At 60.7% G+C, this 18341-nt stretch carries 17 protein-coding genes; 16 read left to right on the forward strand and 1 reads right to left on the reverse strand.

All coding sequences use genetic code 11. The annotated features are described in order from the left end of the window. The first annotated feature begins 10 nt into the window (after positions 1 to 10). Positions 11 to 907 carry a DNA-binding transcriptional regulator OxyR gene (gene oxyR / locus AC3WR3_RS08330; RefSeq protein WP_139435706.1) on the forward strand — a complete coding sequence of 299 codons (897 nt, stop codon included), beginning with the start codon at positions 11 to 13 and terminating at the stop codon, positions 905 to 907. Between the two features lie 54 nt (positions 908 to 961). Here the strand turns inward: oxyR and AC3WR3_RS08335 are convergent, their stop codons facing one another. Next, on the reverse strand, positions 962 to 3451 hold the full coding sequence (locus AC3WR3_RS08335; protein ID WP_492291624.1) for a penicillin-binding protein 1A: 2490 nt from the start codon (positions 3449 to 3451) through the stop codon (positions 962 to 964). Between the two features lie 297 nt (positions 3452 to 3748). On the opposite strand from AC3WR3_RS08335, the gene tapM reads away from it, so the two are divergent. From tapM to AC3WR3_RS08410, 15 genes are all read left to right on the forward strand, one after another. Continuing rightward, positions 3749 to 4810 (forward strand): PilM family type IVa pilus assembly protein TapM, encoded by a 1062-nt coding sequence (tapM, locus tag AC3WR3_RS08340; RefSeq protein WP_492291625.1) that lies wholly within the window; start codon positions 3749 to 3751, stop codon positions 4808 to 4810. Then, entirely contained in the window at positions 4798 to 5367 is a 570-nt protein-coding gene (gene tapN, locus AC3WR3_RS08345; protein WP_202046468.1) for a PilN family type IV pilus biogenesis protein TapN, read from the forward strand. Before tapM ends, tapN begins: the two co-directional genes overlap by 13 nt. Next, the gene (gene tapO, locus AC3WR3_RS08350; RefSeq protein WP_139435696.1) at positions 5364 to 5963 is read left to right on the forward strand and encodes a PilO family type IV pilus biogenesis protein TapO; all 600 of its coding nucleotides are present in this window, start codon (positions 5364 to 5366) and stop codon (positions 5961 to 5963) included. The genes tapN and tapO overlap by 4 nt, the downstream gene beginning before the upstream one ends. Before the next feature lie 2 nt (positions 5964 to 5965). Further along, positions 5966 to 6493, forward strand: coding sequence for a pilus assembly protein PilP (locus AC3WR3_RS08355; protein ID WP_202046674.1), 528 nt, complete (start codon positions 5966 to 5968; stop codon positions 6491 to 6493). 34 nt (positions 6494 to 6527) lie between these two features. Beyond that, positions 6528 to 8726 (forward strand): type IV pilus secretin PilQ, encoded by a 2199-nt coding sequence (locus tag AC3WR3_RS08360; RefSeq protein ID WP_492291662.1) that lies wholly within the window; start codon positions 6528 to 6530, stop codon positions 8724 to 8726. A gap of 191 nt (positions 8727 to 8917) precedes the next feature. Continuing rightward, positions 8918 to 9436: a shikimate kinase AroK gene (gene aroK, locus AC3WR3_RS08365; RefSeq protein WP_005329951.1), complete on the forward strand. Its 519-nt coding sequence runs from the start codon at positions 8918 to 8920 to the stop codon at positions 9434 to 9436. Positions 9437 to 9452: 16 nt separating this feature from the next. Further along, entirely contained in the window at positions 9453 to 10535 is a 1083-nt protein-coding gene (aroB, locus tag AC3WR3_RS08370) for a 3-dehydroquinate synthase (protein ID WP_492291626.1), read from the forward strand. After that, a complete protein-coding gene (locus AC3WR3_RS08375) occupies positions 10525 to 12063 on the forward strand; it encodes an SPOR domain-containing protein (protein WP_492291627.1) in 1539 nt (512 codons plus the stop codon). Before aroB ends, AC3WR3_RS08375 begins: the two co-directional genes overlap by 11 nt. Positions 12064 to 12133: 70 nt before the next feature. Further along, positions 12134 to 13006, forward strand: a complete 873-nt coding sequence (locus tag AC3WR3_RS08380) for a Dam family site-specific DNA-(adenine-N6)-methyltransferase (protein ID WP_025326155.1) — start codon at positions 12134 to 12136, stop codon at positions 13004 to 13006. Positions 13007 to 13208: 202 nt separating this feature from the next. After that, positions 13209 to 13880, forward strand: a complete 672-nt coding sequence (rpe, locus tag AC3WR3_RS08385) for a ribulose-phosphate 3-epimerase (protein WP_265435809.1) — start codon at positions 13209 to 13211, stop codon at positions 13878 to 13880. Beyond that, positions 13870 to 14535 carry a phosphoglycolate phosphatase gene (locus AC3WR3_RS08390; RefSeq protein WP_290030104.1) on the forward strand — a complete coding sequence of 222 codons (666 nt, stop codon included), beginning with the start codon at positions 13870 to 13872 and terminating at the stop codon, positions 14533 to 14535. Before rpe ends, AC3WR3_RS08390 begins: the two co-directional genes overlap by 11 nt. A 17-nt stretch (positions 14536 to 14552) precedes the next feature. Beyond that, entirely contained in the window at positions 14553 to 15557 is a 1005-nt protein-coding gene (gene trpS / locus AC3WR3_RS08395) for a tryptophan--tRNA ligase (protein WP_025326158.1), read from the forward strand. 123 nt (positions 15558 to 15680) lie between these two features. Next, positions 15681 to 15896, forward strand: coding sequence for a hypothetical protein (locus AC3WR3_RS08400; protein ID WP_106887541.1), 216 nt, complete (start codon positions 15681 to 15683; stop codon positions 15894 to 15896). Positions 15897 to 16241: 345 nt separating this feature from the next. Then, a complete protein-coding gene (locus tag AC3WR3_RS08405; RefSeq protein ID WP_492291628.1) occupies positions 16242 to 16823 on the forward strand; it encodes an aminodeoxychorismate synthase component II in 582 nt (193 codons plus the stop codon). 278 nt (positions 16824 to 17101) lie between these two features. After that, positions 17102 to 18319, forward strand: a complete 1218-nt coding sequence (locus AC3WR3_RS08410; protein WP_492291629.1) for an aspartate aminotransferase family protein — start codon at positions 17102 to 17104, stop codon at positions 18317 to 18319. Positions 18320 to 18341: the final 22 nt, after the last annotated feature.

Below are 18341 nucleotides of genomic sequence, written 5' to 3' on the forward strand. Positions count from 1 at the left end.
TGCAGTACCTATGAACCTTCGCGATCTCGAGTACCTGGTAGCGCTGGAAGAGGAGAAACATTTTCGCAAGGCGGCGGAGCGCTGCTTCGTCAGCCAGCCGACCCTGAGCGGCCAGCTGCGCAAGCTGGAAGATGAGCTGGGGGTGATCCTGATCGAGCGCACCTCCCGCAAGGTGTTGTTTACCCCGGCCGGCGATGCCATGGCCCGGCAGGCCCGCAAGGTGCTCAAAGAGGTGCGCGAGCTCAAGAGCATAGGCCAGCACTTCGCCGAGCCCATGTCCGGCGAAATCCACATCGGCTTCATTCCCACCGTGGGCCCCTATCTCTTGCCCCACATCATTCAGGATCTGCGGGAACACTTCCCCAAGCTGGAGTTCTATCTCTACGAAGAGCAGACCCAGGTGCTGCTCAAGCGGCTGGAGGAGGGGGAGCTGGATTGCCTGGTGCTCGCCGAGCTGGAGGGCATGGACGGTTTTGGTTCCATCCCTCTCTATCAGGAGCCCATGTGGCTGGCGGTGCCCCAGCATCATCCTGAAGCCAGTGCCAGGGCGGTGCCGCTTGGCAATCTCAAGGGCAAGAAGTTGCTGATGCTGGCCGACGGTCACTGCCTGCGGGATCAGGCGATGGGCTTCTGTTTTGCCGCCGGCATCGGCGAGGATCAGCGCTTCAAGGGCACCAGTCTCGAGACCCTGCGCAACATGGTGGCGGCCGGCAGCGGCATGACGCTGGTGCCCAGGCTGGCGGTGCCCGCCAACGCCGAGGAGGGCGGCGTCAGCTATCGTCCGGTGATAGACCCGGTGCCGGGGCGTACCATCTCCCTGCTCTATCGACACTACTCGGTGCGTCGCCCCTGTTTCAATGAACTGGCCTCCCGCATCTCGGCCTTGATGAAGGGGCTGCTCGGCTGAGGGCAGATAAAAAACCGGCGCCAGGGCGCCGGTTTTTTTGCCTCAACGGGCAGCTTAGAAGATGTCGTCGGTGGAGACGGGGCCATCGCTGCTGGAGCCATCGCCGCCGTAGACCTGATTGCCATCGGAGAGCTGGCTCGCATAGCGGGTCGGTTCAGTCCCCTCCTTGAAGAACTCCTCCATGCTGGCGCCATCGGTGCGGTTGGTCAGCAGACCCGTCTCCCGATCGATGCGTACTTGCATGATCCCTTCGGGAACCGGCATCTTGCGCTCGGGCACTTGCTGCAGGGCCGTCTTCATGAAGTCGATCCAGATGGGCTGGGCGGCGCCGCCCCCGAATTCGGCCCGGCCGAGACCGCGCTGGTGGTTGTCAAAACCTATCCAGGAGGTGGCCACCAGATTCGGGGTGTAACCGGAGAACCAGGCATCCCTCGATTCGTTGGTGGTCCCCGTCTTGCCCGAGATGTCGTGACGCTTGAGGTCACGGGCCGCGCGCCAGCCGGTACCACGCCAGCCATTGCCACCCCAGATGGCGGTGGTCAGGGTGTCGGTGATCAGGAAGGCGCTCTGGGCACTGATGGTCTGGGGCGCCATGTTGTTGGGCACGACAGGGTCAATCGGACACTGGGCCTTCCAGTCTGGGACGGTATTGGCGTAGGCATCGGCGCTGTCGAGACCGGCGGCGGCCAGCACACCGCAGTCACGGCAGGCGGCGGGCGGATTGGCCTGATACAGGGGAGTGCCAAAGCTGTCGGTCACTTCGGTGATGAAGTAAGGCGTCACCTGGAAGCCGCCATTGGCCAGCACAGAGTAGCCGCGCACCACTTCCAGCGGGGTGAACTCGGCGGCCCCCAGGGCCAGGGATTCGTTGGCCGAGATGTGCTCGCGGGCGAAGCCGAAGCGGGTCAGGCCATCGATATAGGTATCCAGCCCGATGGCGCGCATCAGCCGGACCGACATCACGTTCTTGGACTTGGCGAGGCCAAGGCGCAAGGTGGTCGGGCCCTCATAGATGGCCGGCGAGTTCTTGGGCTGCCACATGGGGCCCTTGGCGGGATCCCACTGGTTGATCGGGGCGTCGTTGATGAGGGACGCCAGGGTATAGCCCTGCTCCAGCGCGGTGGCATAGAGGAAGGGCTTGATGTTGGAGCCGACCTGGCGGCGAGCCTGATCGACCCGGTTGAACTTGGAGATCTCGAAGCTGAAGCCGCCGACCAGGGCCTCGATGGCACCGTCCTGCGGGTTCATGGCGACCAGGGCGGCGTTGACGTCAGGGATCTGGGAGAGCAGCAGCTCTTCCCCTTTCTCCCGCACCCAGATCTGGGCGCCGACCTTCAGCACGTCCCGTGCCGATTTAGGGGGATAGGTCTGGCGATCGTCGGTGATGAAGGTTCGGGCCCACTTGATGCCGTTCCAGCCGAGTTCGGCCTGCTTGCCATTCTTCAGCACCAGGGTGGCGCTCTTGTCACCGACCTTGGTGACCACGGCGGCCATCAGCGGCTGGTAGGTCGGTTGCTTGGCCAGGTGGGCCATGATCTGGTCGTAGTCCCAGGCCGTTTCCCCGGCCTTCCACAGCAGGGCGGTCGGGCCGCGATAGCCGTGGCGGGTGTCATAGTCGAAGACGCCGTCCAGCAGCGCCTGGTGGGCGGCACGCTGGCGCTTGGCGGTGACAGTTGTGTAGACGTGCAGCCCCATGGTGTAGGCATCTTCGCCAAACTGCTCCACCATCTTCTGGCGCACCATCTCGCTGAGGTAAGGGGCGTTGAGAGTCGTTTCGGCACCGTGGTAACGGGCCTTGACCGGCATCTTGGAGGCCTCGTCAAACTGGGCCTGGGTGATCTTGCCAGTCTCCAGCATGCGGCCCAGCACCACGTTGCGGCGCGCAAAGGCACGCTCAGGCGAGCGTATGGGGTTCAGCATGGAGGGGGCTTTCGGCAACCCGGCTATGATGGCGATTTCGTCCAGGGTCAGATCCTTGACGTCTTTGCCGAAGTAGACCTGGGCGGCGGCGCCGACCCCGAATGCCCGGTAACCCAGGGGGATCTTGTTGAGATAAAGGGTGAGGATCTCATCCTTGGAGAGATTCTGCTCGATGCGCCAGGCCAGGAAGACTTCCTTTATCTTGCGCACCAGGGTCTTCTCGTTGCTCAGGAAGAAGTTGCGCGCAACCTGCTGGGTGATGGTACTGGCGCCCTGGCGGGCCTGGCCGGAGACGGCCCAGACGGTGGCGGCCCGGATGATGCCGATGGGATCTATGCCCGGGTGCTCATAGAAGCGAGCATCTTCGGTGGCAAGCACGGCATCTATCATGGACTGGGGAATTTCATCCAGCCGCAACGGGATACGACGAATTTCGCCAAATTGGGAAATCAACTCCCCATCCCGGCTGTACACCTTCATCGGGGTGGCCAGTTTGACATCGCGCAGGGCGCTCACATCCGGCAACTGGGGCTTGATGTAGAAGTAGATGCCGATGAGGCTGGCAACACCCAGCACTGCACCCAGCATCATGACAATAAACAGGCGAACGAGCCATTTCAGCATGGAAGAACTACCAATCGTCTTAAAATTAGCCAACGGGCGCAGAGTATAGCCTTTTTACCCTCGCGGATTCGAGGTTTTCCTGTCCGGGGACATCGACCTCGAGAAGAGGCGGGAGGGTAGCATTCCAGGACGCAATTACCAAGGGGGCCGCATTCAAGGCCGAAAGGAGAGGAGCGTCAACTTTTGACATAAACTTTATGACATTGATAGATAGAGCATTATATTGAGTTAAGTCATCACGTCGTGATGCGCTGTCCTACAATAAGTCCTAAAACCCAATAACGCATGGATGTGTATATGTTTGGGCTACTAAGTAAGGGATCCCTCCTCTCCTTGGCGGGCATTGATTTTGGCAGTCAAACCATCAAGGCCGTCACCCTCAGCGGACGTCCTGGCAAGGTGCATCTCGAATCGGTTGCCGAGATAACCATGCCCAAGGGCACCCTGGTCGATTATCAACTGCAGGACATTGAACGGGTCAGCCAGTCCCTCAAGTCGCTCAAGCGGCTCATTCAAGGGGACTGTCAGCTCGTGGCCACGGCCGTGACGGGCTCCAATGTCATCACCAAGGTCATTCAGGTTGATGCCAACATCAACGAGAACGAGCTGGAGAACCAGGTTCACCTGGAGGCAGAACAGCTCATTCCCTTCCCCCTCGATGAGGTCAGCCTGGATTTCGAGATCCTCGGTCTGACGGCCGACGAGAGCCGCCAGGAGGTGCTGCTGAGCGCGGCGCGTACCGAGAGCGTCAACGGCCGGGTCAGTGCGCTGACGGAGGCCGGCATGAAGACCATGGTGGTGGACGTGGGGGCCCATGCGCTGGGGCGTGCCGTGCTGGCCTGTCTTCCCGAGCTGAAGACCTGGGACAAGCCGGTCGGTATCGTCGACATAGGCGCCAGTGCCATGACCTTTGCCGCCCTGCTCAGGGGGGAGGTCGTCTACTCCCGCCTGCAGAATTTCGGTGGCGATCAATACAGCCAGGCCCTGGCCTCTTTTTACAGCATGAGCCTGGACGAGGCGGAGCTTGCCAAGGTACAGGGTCGCTTGCCTGCCGACCATGAGGTGGATGTGTTGTTGCCTCATCTCAGCACCCTGGTGTTGCAGGTAAAGCGCAATGTGCAGCTATTTTGCAGCTCGTCCGGCAACAAGGAGCTGTCAAAACTGGTGCTGACGGGAGGGGGCAGCCTGCTGCCTGGTCTCGTCGGGCAGATAGGCAGCGAGCTCAACTGTGAAGTGCTGCATCCCGACCCCTTCGCCTTGTTTGGCAAGCCGAAGGGGGAAGGCGGCCTCATCCATGGAGCCAAATACATGGCGGCATTCGGTCTGGCACTGCGGAGCTTCACACCATGTCAAATATAAACCTCCTGCCCTGGCGGCTGGCCAGGGCCCAGCGCCAGAAGAAGCAGTTTGGCATCATGATCGGCCTTTTTCTGGCGGCCACCGCCTCTCTTGCCTTTGCCGTCGACTGGTTGGTGCAGCAGCAGATCGGGTCTCAGCAGCAGCGCAACCAGCGTCTGCAGCAGGAGATGGCCACGCTCGATACCCAGCTCGGCGAGATCCGGCTGCTCAAGGAGCGCCGCAAGGAGCTGATTGATCGGATGCAGCTTATCGAGCAGTTGCAGACAAGGCGCAACATACCGGTACGCCTGTTCAACCAGCTACCCGTGCTGGTGCCCAATGGGGTCTATCTCAATACCCTGGCCTTGCAGGCCAACAGAATCGATGTCAACGGCAAGGCAGAAGCCTATGGCCGGGTTGCCAGCATGATGAGGCGCATCGATGGGTCTGGCTGGTTGGGGCAGTCTCAGCTCAGCACCATCTTCTCGGCAGACGTGGCGCCCGTGGCCCTCAGCCAGTTCTCCATGATGTTCCAGATTGCTGGCGTCGCTCCGGTCGCGACTAAGGGGCAAAAATGAACCTGCAACAGCTCAATGACCTGGATCTCAATGACATCGCGCGCTGGCCGAAAGTCGCCAAGGGGATCTTCATCCTGTTCTGCTGCGCCCTGCTGGGCGGCGCCATTTACTACTATGTGATTGCCAACTCCCTGACGGCCTTGCGTCAGGAAGCCGCTAAAGAGCAGGAGCTGAAGGCCCAATTCGAGAGCAAGGCCATGCTGGCCGCCAACCTGGAGGCGTACAGGAAGCAGATGGTACAACTGGAGCATCTGGTGGATACCCAGCTCAAGCAGTTGCCCAACACCCATGAAGTGGCGGGGCTGCTGGATGACATCAGCTTCATTGCCACCGATAACGGGCTCAAATTGAACAGGATCAACTGGGAGGCAGAGGTCAAACACGAGTTCTCGACCGAACTGCCCATGCGCATCGAGGTGGTGGGCACCTATCACGAGCTCGGCAAGTTCACGGCAGACATGGCCGCGTTGCCGCGGATCGTGATCCTGGAGTCGTTTCAGCTCAATCAAGGACCGGGTCAGGACGAGTTGATAGGCATGTCCATGCAGGCCAAGACCTACAAGTACAACGGTAAAACCCTGGAGCAGAAGCCATGAGCATGAGAGTGATCGGACTCCTCTTGCCGGTGCTGTTGTTGACGGCCTGTGGCGGGCAGGAGGACATGGACGAGTACGTACAACAAACCAAGGCGAGGAAACCCACCCCGATCGAGCCCTTGCCGGAGATAAAACCATTCTCCCCCATGGCTTATCAGCACAGTGATCAGCGCAGTCCCTTCATTGAACCACAACCGGAGACCAGCTCCAGGGTGGATGCCAAGACCAAGCCGGACTGCGCCCAGATAGTGGCCAGTCGGGAGAAGGAGGTACTGGAGCGTTACTCGCTGGCCAGCCTGAGCATGAAGGGATCCATCGGCAAGCAGGGACAGTTGTGGGCACTGATCAGGACCCCGGACGGGCAAGCCGTGCGTGTGGGGCTCAATCAGTACATGGGACTGGATCAGGGGAGAGTCATCAAGATAACGAATACTCATGTTGACTTGATGGAAACGGTACCGGATGGCAAAGGATGCTGGGTCACCCGAGAAACTCAGCTGGCCATGGCCAATCTCGACGCAAAACTATGATCAGGGATGAGCAGAGATGAGAACAATAAGAAGGATGAGGGGTGTGGCGCTGCTGTGGCTGGGCGCATGCACTCAGGTGTGGGCGGTGCCGGCGTTGCAGGAGGTCAAGGTGAATCCGCTGCTGGCCGATCAACTCCTGCTGGAGCTGAGCTTCAGCGAGCCAGTGAGCGGATTTACCGACAGACTGTCGTATGAACCCAATCAGCTCTTGCTGCACGTGCCAGGCGCCATAGGGGCGCTGACGGTCAATCCGCTGCCCATCAAGCAGCAGGGGGTGGACAACCTCAAGGTGGAGGGCAAGGGAGAGGGGCTGGATATCAAGATAGCGCTCGATCAACTGACCCCCTATCAGGTCCATCAGCAGGGCAACAAATTGCTGGTGTCATTGGGAGAGAAGGTCGGCCAGCCGGTGGCTGCGACGACGAGCTCCCCTGCTGCCAGTCCGTCGGCCCTTGTCAGGAGTCAGCCTGTGACCCAGTCTGCACTGATTGATACCCAGCGGGTTGCCCAGAACCAGTCTCAGTACCAGCCCGCGGCTGTCTCCTCTCCCGTGGCGGCTCCCGCCCCCGTTGCGGCCAGCAAGCCCGTGCTGTCCGTCTCTCAGGCGAATACAGGCGGTGCCTATTTCAACTCGGTCAAGGGGGTGGATTTTCGCCGTGGCAAGGAGGGGCAGGGGGAGTTTCTCGTGACCCTGGACAACAGCTCGGCGGCGGTGGATGTGAGCAGTCGTGGCCAGAAGGTGCTCGCCAAGTTCCACGGTACCCGGATCCCGGACGATCAGCTGAATCTTATCAATGTGCAGGATTTTGCGACCCCGGTCTCCCAGGTGGAGGTGTTCCGCCAGGGCAATGACACCCTGTTTGAGCTCTCGGTCAACGGTCAGTTTGATTATCGCTACGACCAGGCCGACAAGATGTTCATCATAGAGGTGAAAAAGCGGGTCGCCACCACGACAGCGAAACAGTATCAGGGCAAGCCAATCTCGCTGAACTTCCAGGATATTCCTGTTCGAACCGTGCTGCAGATCATCGCCGACTTCAATAACCTCAACCTGGTGACCACGGATTCCGTCTCCGGCAACATTACCCTGCGCCTCGATGGCGTGCCCTGGGAGCAGGCGCTCGACATCATCCTCAAGGTCAGAGGGCTCGACAAGCGACTGGACAACAATATCCTGCTGGTGGCTCCGGCGGACGAGATTGCCGCACGAGAGAAACAGCAGCTGGAGAGCCGCAACCAGGTGGCCGATCTCGCACCGCTCTATACCGAGTATCTGCAGATCAACTATGCCAAGGCATCCGAAGTGGCGGCCCTGCTCTCCTCCGAGAGTACCAAGCTGCTCTCTCCCAGAGGGGCGGTGAGCGTGGATGAGCGCACCAACGTGCTGGTGGTCAAGGATACGGCGGATGTCATCGGCAACGTCAAACGGATGCTGGATATCCTCGATATCCCGGTCAAGCAGGTGGTGATCGAGGCACGCATGGTGACCATAGACGACGGCTTCGACGAGGCTCTGGGGGTGCGTTGGGGGGTGACCAAGACGGATGGTCATGGCAACGGCACCTCGGGCACCATAGAGGGCAATGATGGCGCCGGTAATAATGACGGCAGCTCCACCATCACGCGCCCCGGCATAGAAGACAGGCTGAACGTCAACCTGCCGGTGACCAACGCCGCTGGCACCCTGGCCTTCCAGGTTGCCCGTCTGGCCAATGGCACTCTGCTCGACCTTGAACTGTCGGCGCTGGAGAAGGAGAGCAAGGCCGAGATCATCGCGAGTCCTCGCGTCACCACGGCGAACCAGAAGCCGGCCCTGATCGAGCAGGGGACAGAGATCCCCTATGTGGAGTCCTCGTCCAGCGGGGCGACCTCGGTCACCTTCAAGAAGGCGGTGCTGAGTCTCAAGGTCACGCCACAGATCACCCCGGACAACAGGGTCATCCTGGATCTGACCGTGACCCAGGATACCAAGGGGGAAACAGTCCCGACCGGTACCGGGGATGCGGTCTCCATCAACGCCCAGTCCATCACCACCCAGGTGCTGGTCAACAACGGCGAGACCCTGGTGCTGGGCGGCATCTATCAGCAGACCATCAAGAGCGACGTCAGCAAGGTGCCGCTGCTGGGGGACATTCCCGGTCTCGGTTACCTGTTCAAGAAAACCACCAGCGAGAACAAGAAGCGTGAACTGTTGATCTTCGTGACCCCGAGGATAGTCACCGACGCCCTCTGAAAACTTTACATGTGAGGGTAAAACACATATAACCTTACGCCCCGATGAGGCTGGGGCGTAAGGGCTGCGGTTGCCAGTCCTGGTTTCTATTGAGATAATCCCCCTCCTGATCCATCGCAAGATAAGGTTCATAGGTACCCCGGTCGAGTAGTTACCGGGGCCATACAGTTTGTAATTACTAACGAAAAGACATGGCTGAGAAACGCAATATTTTCCTGATAGGTCCCATGGGTGCGGGCAAGAGCACCATAGGTAGACATCTGGCAGAACAACTGCACATGGAGTTTTTCGACTCAGATCATGAGATTGAGCGCCGCAGTGGTGCCGATATCGGCTGGGTGTTCGATGTTGAAGGCGAAGAGGGTTTCCGGATCCGCGAAGAGAAGGTGATCGGTGAACTCGCCGAGCAGCAGGGTATCGTGCTGGCAACGGGCGGCGGCGCCATCAAGAGCCGTGAAACCCGCAACAAACTCTCTGCGCGCGGCATCGTGGTCTACCTCGAAACCACCATTGAAAAGCAACTGGCGCGTACCCAGAGAGACAAGCGTCGCCCCTTGTTGCAAACCGAAGAGCCGCCCCGCGAAGTGCTGGAGCGTCTGGCCCTCGAGCGCAACGCCCTGTATGAAGAAGTCGCTGACTTTGTCATCCAGACGGATGATCAAAGTGCAAAAGTTGTAGCTAATCAAATCGTTAAGTTGATTGGCATGTAATCAATAGAGGACGTCCATGGAAAGGTTGAAGGTCGAACTGGGTGAGCGCAGCTACCCGATTGAGATAGCTGCTGGTCTGTTGCAACGCCCCGAGGTGCTGGCGCAGACGATCAAGGGCAAGCGGGTCATGATAGTGACCAACACCGTCGTCGCCCCCTTGTATCTTGAGCAGATCATTCAGTTGCTGCCCGGTTTTCAGGTTGAACACCTGATCCTGCCGGATGGCGAGGCCTACAAGACCCTGGCTACCTTCGAGCGGATCATGTCTGCTCTGCTGGAAACCAGTCATGGTCGTGACACCACCCTCATCGCCCTGGGGGGCGGCGTGATAGGCGACGTTGTCGGCTTTGCTGCGGCAAGCTATCAACGAGGCATTCCGTTCATTCAGGTGCCTACCACACTGCTCTCCCAGGTTGACTCCTCCGTCGGCGGCAAGACCGCCGTCAACCACCCTCTTGGCAAAAACATGGTGGGCGCCTTTTATCAGCCCAAGCATGTGATCATCGACACCGATTGCCTCAAGACCCTGCCTGCGCGGGAATTCGCCGCTGGCATGGCCGAGGTGATCAAGTACGGCATCATCTGGGATGCGGCCTTCTTCTCCTGGCTCGAAGTCAACATGGCGCGGCTGCAACGCCTTGACGCCGATGCCCTTTCTTACGCCATTCGCCGTTGCTGTGAAATCAAGGCCGACGTGGTCGGTCAGGACGAGACCGAGCATGGCGTGCGCGCCCTGCTGAACCTGGGTCACACCTTCGGCCATGCCATCGAGGCCGAGAAGGGCTATGGCAACTGGCTCCATGGGGAGGCGGTGGCGGCGGGCATGATGCTGGCGGCCGAGACTGCCCTGGCCCGTGGCGACATGACGACGCAAGAGGTTGCACGAGTCCGCGATCTGCTGCTGGCGGCGGACCTGCCGGTGCTGGCGCCGCCCGAGATGGATTTTGCCGCCTTCATTCGCCATATGCGCCGTGACAAGAAGGTGTTGGAAGGCAAGCTGCGGCTGGTGTTGCCGATCGGGATCGGGCAGGCCCAGGTGGTGGCCGATGTGACGGATGCGCAGTTGATGGCGGTGATCGAGTCTGGTCGTGACCAATAACAAATTGCTGAAATTGCCTTCCCAGCGGCAGCTGGTTGACCGGCTGCTGCATCTGATTGAGTTCAATCACCCCTTTATTTTTCTCTCAGGCAAGCCCGGCAGCGGCCGTGGCACCCTGTGTGAATCCCTGCTTGCCCAACTGCCTGAGACTGTTCGGGTGGTGAGCCTCATCGGCAGCCCGGCCATGAAGATGGCTGACGTGCGCCAGTTGCTGCTTCAGCAGGTGGTGGCGCGCCCCCTGTTCAATGCGCAGGATGCGCTGGCCGACAGCTTCTTCCGCATGCTGGAGGGCAAACCTTCCACCCTGCTGCTCATGATCGAGCGTGCCGACACCCTGCCCGCCGAACTGGTGGGGGAGCTGTGGGCGCTCTGTCGCCACAACGATACCCTGGCCTCTCCCCATAAACTGGCCATCCTGCTCTCGGGCAGTGACGTCTGGTGTCGCGATCAGAAGAGTGCCCTCAAGGGGCGTGCCATGCCCGCGCTCGAGCTGGAAGTCGCGCCACTGAGCGCGCCTGAGCAACGGATCTTCCTGTATGAGAAGGCCAAGGAGCTGAAGATCCCGGCGGCCCTCTTGCCCAAGCCGAAAGTGGAAGAGATCCTGAAGGGGGCGGGGGGACACCCGTCCGCCATCATGCAGTCATTGGAGGATGTCATGACCGACAGAAGGCCCAAGAAACGTCAGGCCGAGTTGCCCGTCAAGAAGATTGCGACCGTGCTGGCCCTGGCGGCCGCCGGTTTGCTGGCCCTGAGCTATCTCCCCCTGTTCGAGGAGGCGGGCAAGGAACAGCACCAGACCTCGACCCAGGGGATGGCGTTGCCCGACCCCGTCGCGACCGCTCCGCTGAGCGTCGGCGCGGCGAGCGGTGCCCAGGGGAGCCAGGTGAACAGTGGCGCCGATGTCAGCGTCTCAGGCAACCAGGTCGCCCGGGATTGGCAATCCGATGCCAAGACCTTGCCCAAGAAGGTCGAGAGCGAGACGGTCACCACGGAATCGAGCAATTACGAGGGGCGCCGGGTCGTCATCTCCGACGAAGTGGTTGAGAAATTGATGACACAGCCTAACGTCAGCGGTGCCCTGCCGACGGCCGTGGTGGACGAGCTGGTCGGAGGGAGTTCCCGTGCTGCTCCGACCGGGGCGGCGGCACAGGCACAGAGCACGGCGCCCGTTGTCAAGGCGACGCCCACTCCTGCCGCGACTGCGCCCGCCGCAGCGCCGGCTCCCAGGGTGGCCCTGACGCCGGTAGCGACCCTCAACAAGAAGGCGAAGAACCACTACAGCATCCAGCTGATGGGGGCCAGCAACACCCAGGCGGTCGACAGCTTCGTGGCCGAGCATGGGCTGGCGGGCAAGGTCTGGGTCTACAAGACCCGCTTCCGTGGCAGCCCCTGGTACGTGGTGGTGCAGGGCGACTATGCCAACAGCACCCAGGCCAAGGCGGCGATCCGCAAGCTCTCTCCTGCCTTGCTCAAGGGACAACCCTGGCCCAAGTCGTTTGCCCAGATACAAAAAGAATTGAAGCAATAGCCAGTCGCCCGGGGAAGGGGGTAGAATCGTCCCCCTTTTTTGGGCATTGCCTTCTTAACACCGGACTTCCATGAAAAAAACACGCGCGTTTTTAAAATGGGCCGGGGGAAAATACTCCCTGGTCGAAGAGATTGCCGAGCGCTTGCCGGCCGGGCGTGTGTTGCTGGAGCCCTTCGTCGGAGCGGGCTCAGTGTTTCTCAACACGGATTACGATGCCTATGTGCTCAACGACATCAATCCGGATCTGATCGGTCTCTACAATCACCTCAAGCGGCAGCCGGACAACTTCATCCGCGAGGCGCGCAAGCTGTTTGTGGCCGAGCACAACCACAAGACCGCCTATTATCGGCTGCGCACCCAGTTCAACCAGACCGAAGCCGGGTTCGAACGGGCTCAGCTGTTCCTGTTTCTGAATCGCCACGGGTTCAACGGCCTGTGCCGCTACAACAAGAAGGGCGGCTTCAACGTGCCGTTTGGCTCGTACAAGAAGCCCTATTTCCCGGAGAAAGAGCTGTGGGCCTTCGCCGAGAAGGCCCAGAAGGCCACCTTCATCTGCGAGAGTTATGCCGATGCCATGGCCAGGGCGGAGGAGGACTGGGTGATCTACTGCGATCCCCCCTATGCGCCGCTTTCCACCACGGCGAGTTTCACCACCTACTCGGCCGGCGGCTTCACCCTGGACGATCAGGCCCTGCTGGCCAGGCTGGCCCGTCATACCGCCGCCCACAAGGGGGTGCCCGTGCTCATCAGCAACCACGACATCGAGCTGACCCGGGAACTCTACCGCGGGGCCCGGCTGGACGAGATCCTGGTCAAGCGCACCATCAGCCGCAACGGTGGCAGCCGCAACAAGGTGGCCGAGCTGCTGGCGCTCTATCCGCCCGGCATAGCCCCCGAGCAGGGCTATTACCCCGGTGAGGCCGAGCTGGTCTCTGTCGGTTGAGTCATGAACGGTCCCTGCGGGGACCGTTGTCGTTTCTGCCCAGGCATTGCGCCTGTCTGGTCGGGCAAGCGCGGGTCGTTTTCATTCCGTGTTTGCGGTGAGCCTCGCGGCTTGCGTCTTCTGCACTTGCGGGTCGTTTTCATTCCACGTTTGCGGTAAAATTGCGCCGCTTTTTCTGCCACGCTGCCAATGGATGACGCTGATGAAAGACTTTCTGATTGCCCCCTCTATCCTCTCCGCCGACTTTGCCCGCCTGGGCGAGGATGTGGCCAAGGTGCTGGCCGCCGGGGCCGACGTGGTTCACTTCGACGTGATGGACAACCACTATGTCCCCAACCTGACCATAGGCCCCATGGTCTGTCAGGCCCTGCGTGACTACGGCATCGAGGCCCCCATCGATGTGCATCTGATGGTCAAGCCGGTGGATCGCATCGTGCCCGATTTCGCCAAGGCGGGTGCCAACCTGATCACCTTCCACCCGGAAGCCTCCGATCACGTGGACCGTACCCTGGGTCTCATCAAGGAGCAGGGTTGCCAGGCCGGTCTGGTGCTGAACCCGGCCACGCCGCTCACCTGCCTGGAGTACGTGATGGACAAGCTGGACGTGATCCTGCTGATGTCGGTCAACCCGGGCTTTGGTGGTCAGAGCTTCATCCCCGGCACCCTCGACAAGCTGCGCCAGGTGCGTCGCCTGATTAACGAGAGCGGCCGTGACATTCGCCTCGAGATCGACGGTGGCGTCAAGGTGGAGAACATTCGCGAGATCGCCGCCGCCGGGGCTGACATGTTCGTGGCGGGCTCCGCCATCTTCGGCAAGCCGGATTACAAGGCGGTGATCGACCAGATGCGGGCGGAGCTGGCTCATGTCCGTTGAACGTCCCTTCGATCTGGTACTGTTCGATCTGGATGGCACCCTGATTGACAGCGCCTCCCAGCTGGCGCTGGCGGTCAACCGCACCCTGACCGATCTGGGGCTGCCCGAGGCCGACGAGGCCGTGGTGCGCACCTGGGTCGGCAACGGCGCCGACAAGCTGATCCAGCGTGCGCTGGACTATCGCGAGGCGCCCGAGCTGTTTGCCAAGGCCCGCCCCCTGTTCGACCAGCACTATCAGGCCTGCCTGCTGCAAGGGCTGGCCATGTATGACGGGGTGGAGCAGAGCCTGCGTCGCCTGCAGGCGCTCGGTTACCGGCAGGCCGTGGTGACCAACAAGCCGAGTCACTTCGTGCAGCCCATTCTGGATGCCCTCGGCATCGGCGACTGTTTCGCTCTCTGGCTGGGGGGCAACTGCGTGCCAGTCAAGAAGCCGAGCCCGGATCCGCTGCTGCACGCCTGCCACGAGCTTGGGGTCAGCCCGTCCCGCACCCTGATGGTGGGGGACTCCGAAAATGATGTGCTGGCCGCCCAGGCTGCCGGCATGAAGGTGGTGGGGCTCACCTACGGCTACAACTATGGCCGTCCCATCGCAGATTCCCGCCCTGACTGGGTATGCGAGCAGTTTGCAGAGCTCGATGCCCTGTTGGCAGAATAACAAGGATCAACACATTCATGGCTAAACCAATCGTATTGAGCGGGGCCCAACCCTCGGGCCAGCTGACCATAGGCAACTACATGGGAGCCTTGCGTCAGTGGGTCAACATGCAGGATGACTTCGACTGCCTCTACTGCATCGTCGATCTGCACGCCATCACCACCCGCCAGGAGCCTGCCGCCCTGCGCAAGGCGTGCCTGGATGCCGCCGCCCTCTATCTGGCGGTCGGCATAGATCCGGCCAAGAGCACCGTCTTCATCCAGTCCCACGTGCCCCAGCACGCCGAGCTCGGCTGGATCCTGAACTGCTACACCCAGATGGGCGAGCTGTCGCGCATGACCCAGTTCAAGGACAAGTCCGCCCGTTTCGAGAACAACGTCAACGTCGGCCTGTTCGGCTATCCGGTGCTGATGGCGGCGGACATCCTGCTCTATCAGGCCAACCAGGTGCCGGTCGGCAACGACCAGAAGCAGCATCTGGAGCTGACCCGCGACATCTGCACCCGGTTCAACAACCTCTACGGCGAGGTGTTCACCCTGCCTGAGCCCTTCATCCCGACCGACGGTGCCCGGGTGATGAGCCTGCAGGATCCCACCAAGAAGATGTCCAAGTCCGACGACAACGAGGCGAACTTCATCGGCCTGCTGGAAGATCCCAAGCAGATCGTCAAGAAGATCAAGCGGGCGATGACCGACTCCGACGAGCCGGCCGTGGTGCGCTTCGATCCCGAGAACAAGCCAGGAGTCTCCAACCTGCTGACCCTGATGTCCGGGGTGACTGGTCGCTCCATCCCCGAGCTCGAGCAGCACTTCGAGGGCAAGATGTACGGCCACCTCAAGAGCGAGACGGCCGATGCCGTGGTCGCCCTGCTGGAGCCCATCCAGGCCCGCTTCCGCGAGCTGCGTCAGGATGAGACTCATCTGCAGGCAATTTTGGCGGCTGGCGCACAAAAGGCGCGGGAAAGGGCTGAAAAAACCCTGATCAGCGTATATGATGTTGTCGGCTTCGTTCCTCGAGCCTGACATACTGGGAAGGTGTAGTTGTAGAGAGCTGGGTATTTGCCTGGCTTTCTTTGTTTTACCCGACCCCTGGTTCGTCATCTCCTCTTCCAATGTCAAACGCGGGCGCTTGCCCCAAGAGAAAGCATGTCTGTCGAATCAAATACAGTGATTGAAGAACTGAGTGACAAGGGCCACTGGCTGCGCAAGTTCCGCAAGGCCAAGAACCTCAACACCCTGCAGCTGATGGTCTCCAATGCCATCGACAAGCACCACAAGACCCCGGCCATCGCCGCCGCCATCTATCTGGCCGAATGCCAGCGCGAGCGCGAGCTGGAGCAGGGGCGTTATCTGGATCGCTGAGGCGCTCCCGGGCTCTGCCCATCTGCCGATGGGCCGCCATTTCACACCCCCGCTTTTGGCCCTCGCGCCTTGCTTCGCCTTTTCCCCAGTCCAGTCATGGGCTATCCGGCGTCTTCTGCCTGCTCTCGTTTGCCTCCCTGCTAAAGGGCATGGGTTGCATGGGGCAATGCCGTCGAGCTGACAGAGAGTTAATCTTGTAGAAAAGAGGCCGTCTCCATACCCGTGCGACAGCCCCTCAGCGGTTTATTAACCCAGGCAGACATGCCAGAATGCGCGGCGTTTGTCCGTAGATAGCCACAATGGGCTGTCCGATCACCGCCTCGACCTCATTCTCAGGGCTTTTGCATGCTGTTACTCATCGACAACTACGACTCCTTTACCTGGAACCTGGTGCAATATTTCGGCGCCCTGGGGCAGGAGGTGATGGTCAGGCGCAACGATGAGCTCAGTCTGGAAGAGATAGCCCGGCTTGCCCCAAGCCATCTGGTGATCTCTCCCGGTCCCTGCACGCCGAACGAGGCGGGTATCTCGCTGGCGGCCATCTCCCGTTTTGCCGGTGAGATACCCATTCTTGGCGTATGCCTCGGCCACCAGTCCCTGGCCCAGGCGTTCGGCGCCCATGTGGTCCGTGCCCGTCAGGTGATGCACGGCAAGACCTCCCTCATCCGCCATACAGGGGAGGGGGTGTTCAAGGGGCTCAAGGATCCGCTGCGGGTCACCCGCTACCATTCCCTCATCGTGGAGCGCGAAACCCTGCCCGACTGTTTCGAGGTGACCGCCTGGAGCGAACACGCCGATGGCTCCATGGACGAGATCATGGGGCTGCGCCATAAAACAGTGGCGCTGGAAGGGGTTCAGTTCCATCCGGAGAGTATTTTGAGCGAGCAGGGCCACCAGTTGCTGGCCAACTTTTTGGCCGTTTCCTGAAAAAATCGTGATCCTCGTCTCATAATCGAAATGAGGCCAAAAAAATTTTCCCTGACACTTTATTCACCCTGCTTCCTGCCCAAATTATCTCTTGCCAACACCCCCTGAGCCGTTATGCAATGCGGTTGCCTAAAATCTCACGGGCAATCGAACATTGTTCCTCATTGGCGGTTAAGTTACAGACTTTTTACTTTTTTTCTGTGATAATTCCGCCACGTTTACACGGATTTAACTTTTGGGCGGTGGATTATTCTGCCGCGAGCTAGCAGGAGAGCAATATGTCAGAGTTGTTGGCAGTGACACGTGAAGTGTTTGATGAAGTGATGGTTCCCAACTATGCGCCCGCCAAGATCATTCCGGTGCGCGGTGAGGGATCACGTGTCTGGGATCAGGAAGGCCGCGAGTATGTCGACTTCGCGGGCGGGATCGCGGTCAATGGTCTGGGCCATTGCCATCCCAAGCTGGTCGAGGCCCTGAAAACCCAGGGCGAGAAGCTGTGGCACCTCTCCAACGTGATGACCAACGAGCCGGCCCTGCGCCTTGCCAAGAAGCTGGTCGCCGCCACCTTTGCCGAGAAGGTCTATTTCTGCAACTCCGGCGCCGAAGCGAACGAAGCCGCCCTCAAGCTGGCCCGTCGTTACGCCATCGACAAGTTCGGTGCCCACAAGACCCAGATCATCGCCTTCCACCAGGGCTTCCACGGTCGCACCTTCTTCACCGTCAGCGTCGGCGGCCAGGCGGCCTACTCCGATGGCTTCGGTCCAAAGCCCGCCGACATCACCCACGTGACCTACAACGATCTGGCCGAGCTGGCCTCCGTCATCTCCGACAATACCTGCGCCGTGGTGATGGAGCCGCTGCAAGGTGAGGGTGGCATCATCAGCCCCACCGACGAGTTTGCCAAAGGGGTACGCGAGCTGTGCGACAAGCACAATGCCCTGCTGATCTATGACGAGGTGCAATCCGGGGTCGGTCGTACCGGCGAGCTGTTTGCCTACATGGGCCTTGGCGTCACACCGGACATCCTCACCAGCGCCAAGGCGCTCGGCGGCGGCTTCCCCATCGGCGCCATGCTGACCACTACCGAGATCGCGTCTCACCTGAAAGTGGGCACTCACGGCTCCACCTACGGCGGCAACCCGCTGGCGTGCGCCGTGGCCGAAGCCGTGCTGGACGTGGTCAACACCCCGGAGGTGTTGAACGGCATCAAGCAGCGCGAGCAGCTGTTCCGTGACGGTCTCGCCGCCATCAACGCCAAGTACCACTGCTTCAGCGAAGTGCGTGGCCAGGGCCTGCTGCTGGGCGCCGTGCTGAACGATGACTACAAGGGACGCTCCCGTGACTTCCTGCTGGCCTCTATCGACCAGGGGTTGATGGCGCTGGTGGCAGGCACCAACGTGGTGCGTTTCGCCCCCTCCCTGGTGATCCCGGAAGCGGACATCAATGAAGGGCTGGCACGGTTCGAGAAAGCGGTTGCTCAGGTGGTCAACGCCTGATCCAAGTTGAGGTGGGGAGCCC

Source organism: Aeromonas sp. EU05-FHT14A05 (assembly GCF_058791175.1).

Excerpts from the sequence above, each read along its gene's own strand:
- aroK (WP_005329951.1), top strand. The coding sequence starts at position 8,918 with ATGGCTGAGAAACGCAATATTTTCCTGATAGGTCCCATGGGTGCGGGC.
- AC3WR3_RS08405 (WP_492291628.1), top strand. The coding sequence starts at position 16,242 with ATGCTGTTACTCATCGACAACTACGACTCCTTTACCTGGAACCTGGTG.
- AC3WR3_RS08380 (WP_025326155.1), top strand. The coding sequence starts at position 12,134 with ATGAAAAAAACACGCGCGTTTTTAAAATGGGCCGGGGGAAAATACTCC.
- AC3WR3_RS08390 (WP_290030104.1), top strand. The coding sequence starts at position 13,870 with ATGTCCGTTGAACGTCCCTTCGATCTGGTACTGTTCGATCTGGATGGC.
- oxyR (WP_139435706.1), top strand. The coding sequence starts at position 11 with ATGAACCTTCGCGATCTCGAGTACCTGGTAGCGCTGGAAGAGGAGAAA.
- AC3WR3_RS08355 (WP_202046674.1), top strand. The coding sequence starts at position 5,966 with ATGAGAGTGATCGGACTCCTCTTGCCGGTGCTGTTGTTGACGGCCTGT.
- trpS (WP_025326158.1), top strand. The coding sequence starts at position 14,553 with ATGGCTAAACCAATCGTATTGAGCGGGGCCCAACCCTCGGGCCAGCTG.
- tapN (WP_202046468.1), top strand. The coding sequence starts at position 4,798 with ATGTCAAATATAAACCTCCTGCCCTGGCGGCTGGCCAGGGCCCAGCGC.
- aroB (WP_492291626.1), top strand. The coding sequence starts at position 9,453 with ATGGAAAGGTTGAAGGTCGAACTGGGTGAGCGCAGCTACCCGATTGAG.
- AC3WR3_RS08400 (WP_106887541.1), top strand. The coding sequence starts at position 15,681 with ATGTCTGTCGAATCAAATACAGTGATTGAAGAACTGAGTGACAAGGGC.
- tapM (WP_492291625.1), top strand. The coding sequence starts at position 3,749 with ATGTTTGGGCTACTAAGTAAGGGATCCCTCCTCTCCTTGGCGGGCATT.
- AC3WR3_RS08360 (WP_492291662.1), top strand. The coding sequence starts at position 6,528 with ATGAGGGGTGTGGCGCTGCTGTGGCTGGGCGCATGCACTCAGGTGTGG.
- rpe (WP_265435809.1), top strand. The coding sequence starts at position 13,209 with ATGAAAGACTTTCTGATTGCCCCCTCTATCCTCTCCGCCGACTTTGCC.
- AC3WR3_RS08410 (WP_492291629.1), top strand. The coding sequence starts at position 17,102 with ATGTCAGAGTTGTTGGCAGTGACACGTGAAGTGTTTGATGAAGTGATG.
- AC3WR3_RS08335 (WP_492291624.1), bottom strand. The coding sequence starts at position 3,451 with ATGCTGAAATGGCTCGTTCGCCTGTTTATTGTCATGATGCTGGGTGCA.
- tapO (WP_139435696.1), top strand. The coding sequence starts at position 5,364 with ATGAACCTGCAACAGCTCAATGACCTGGATCTCAATGACATCGCGCGC.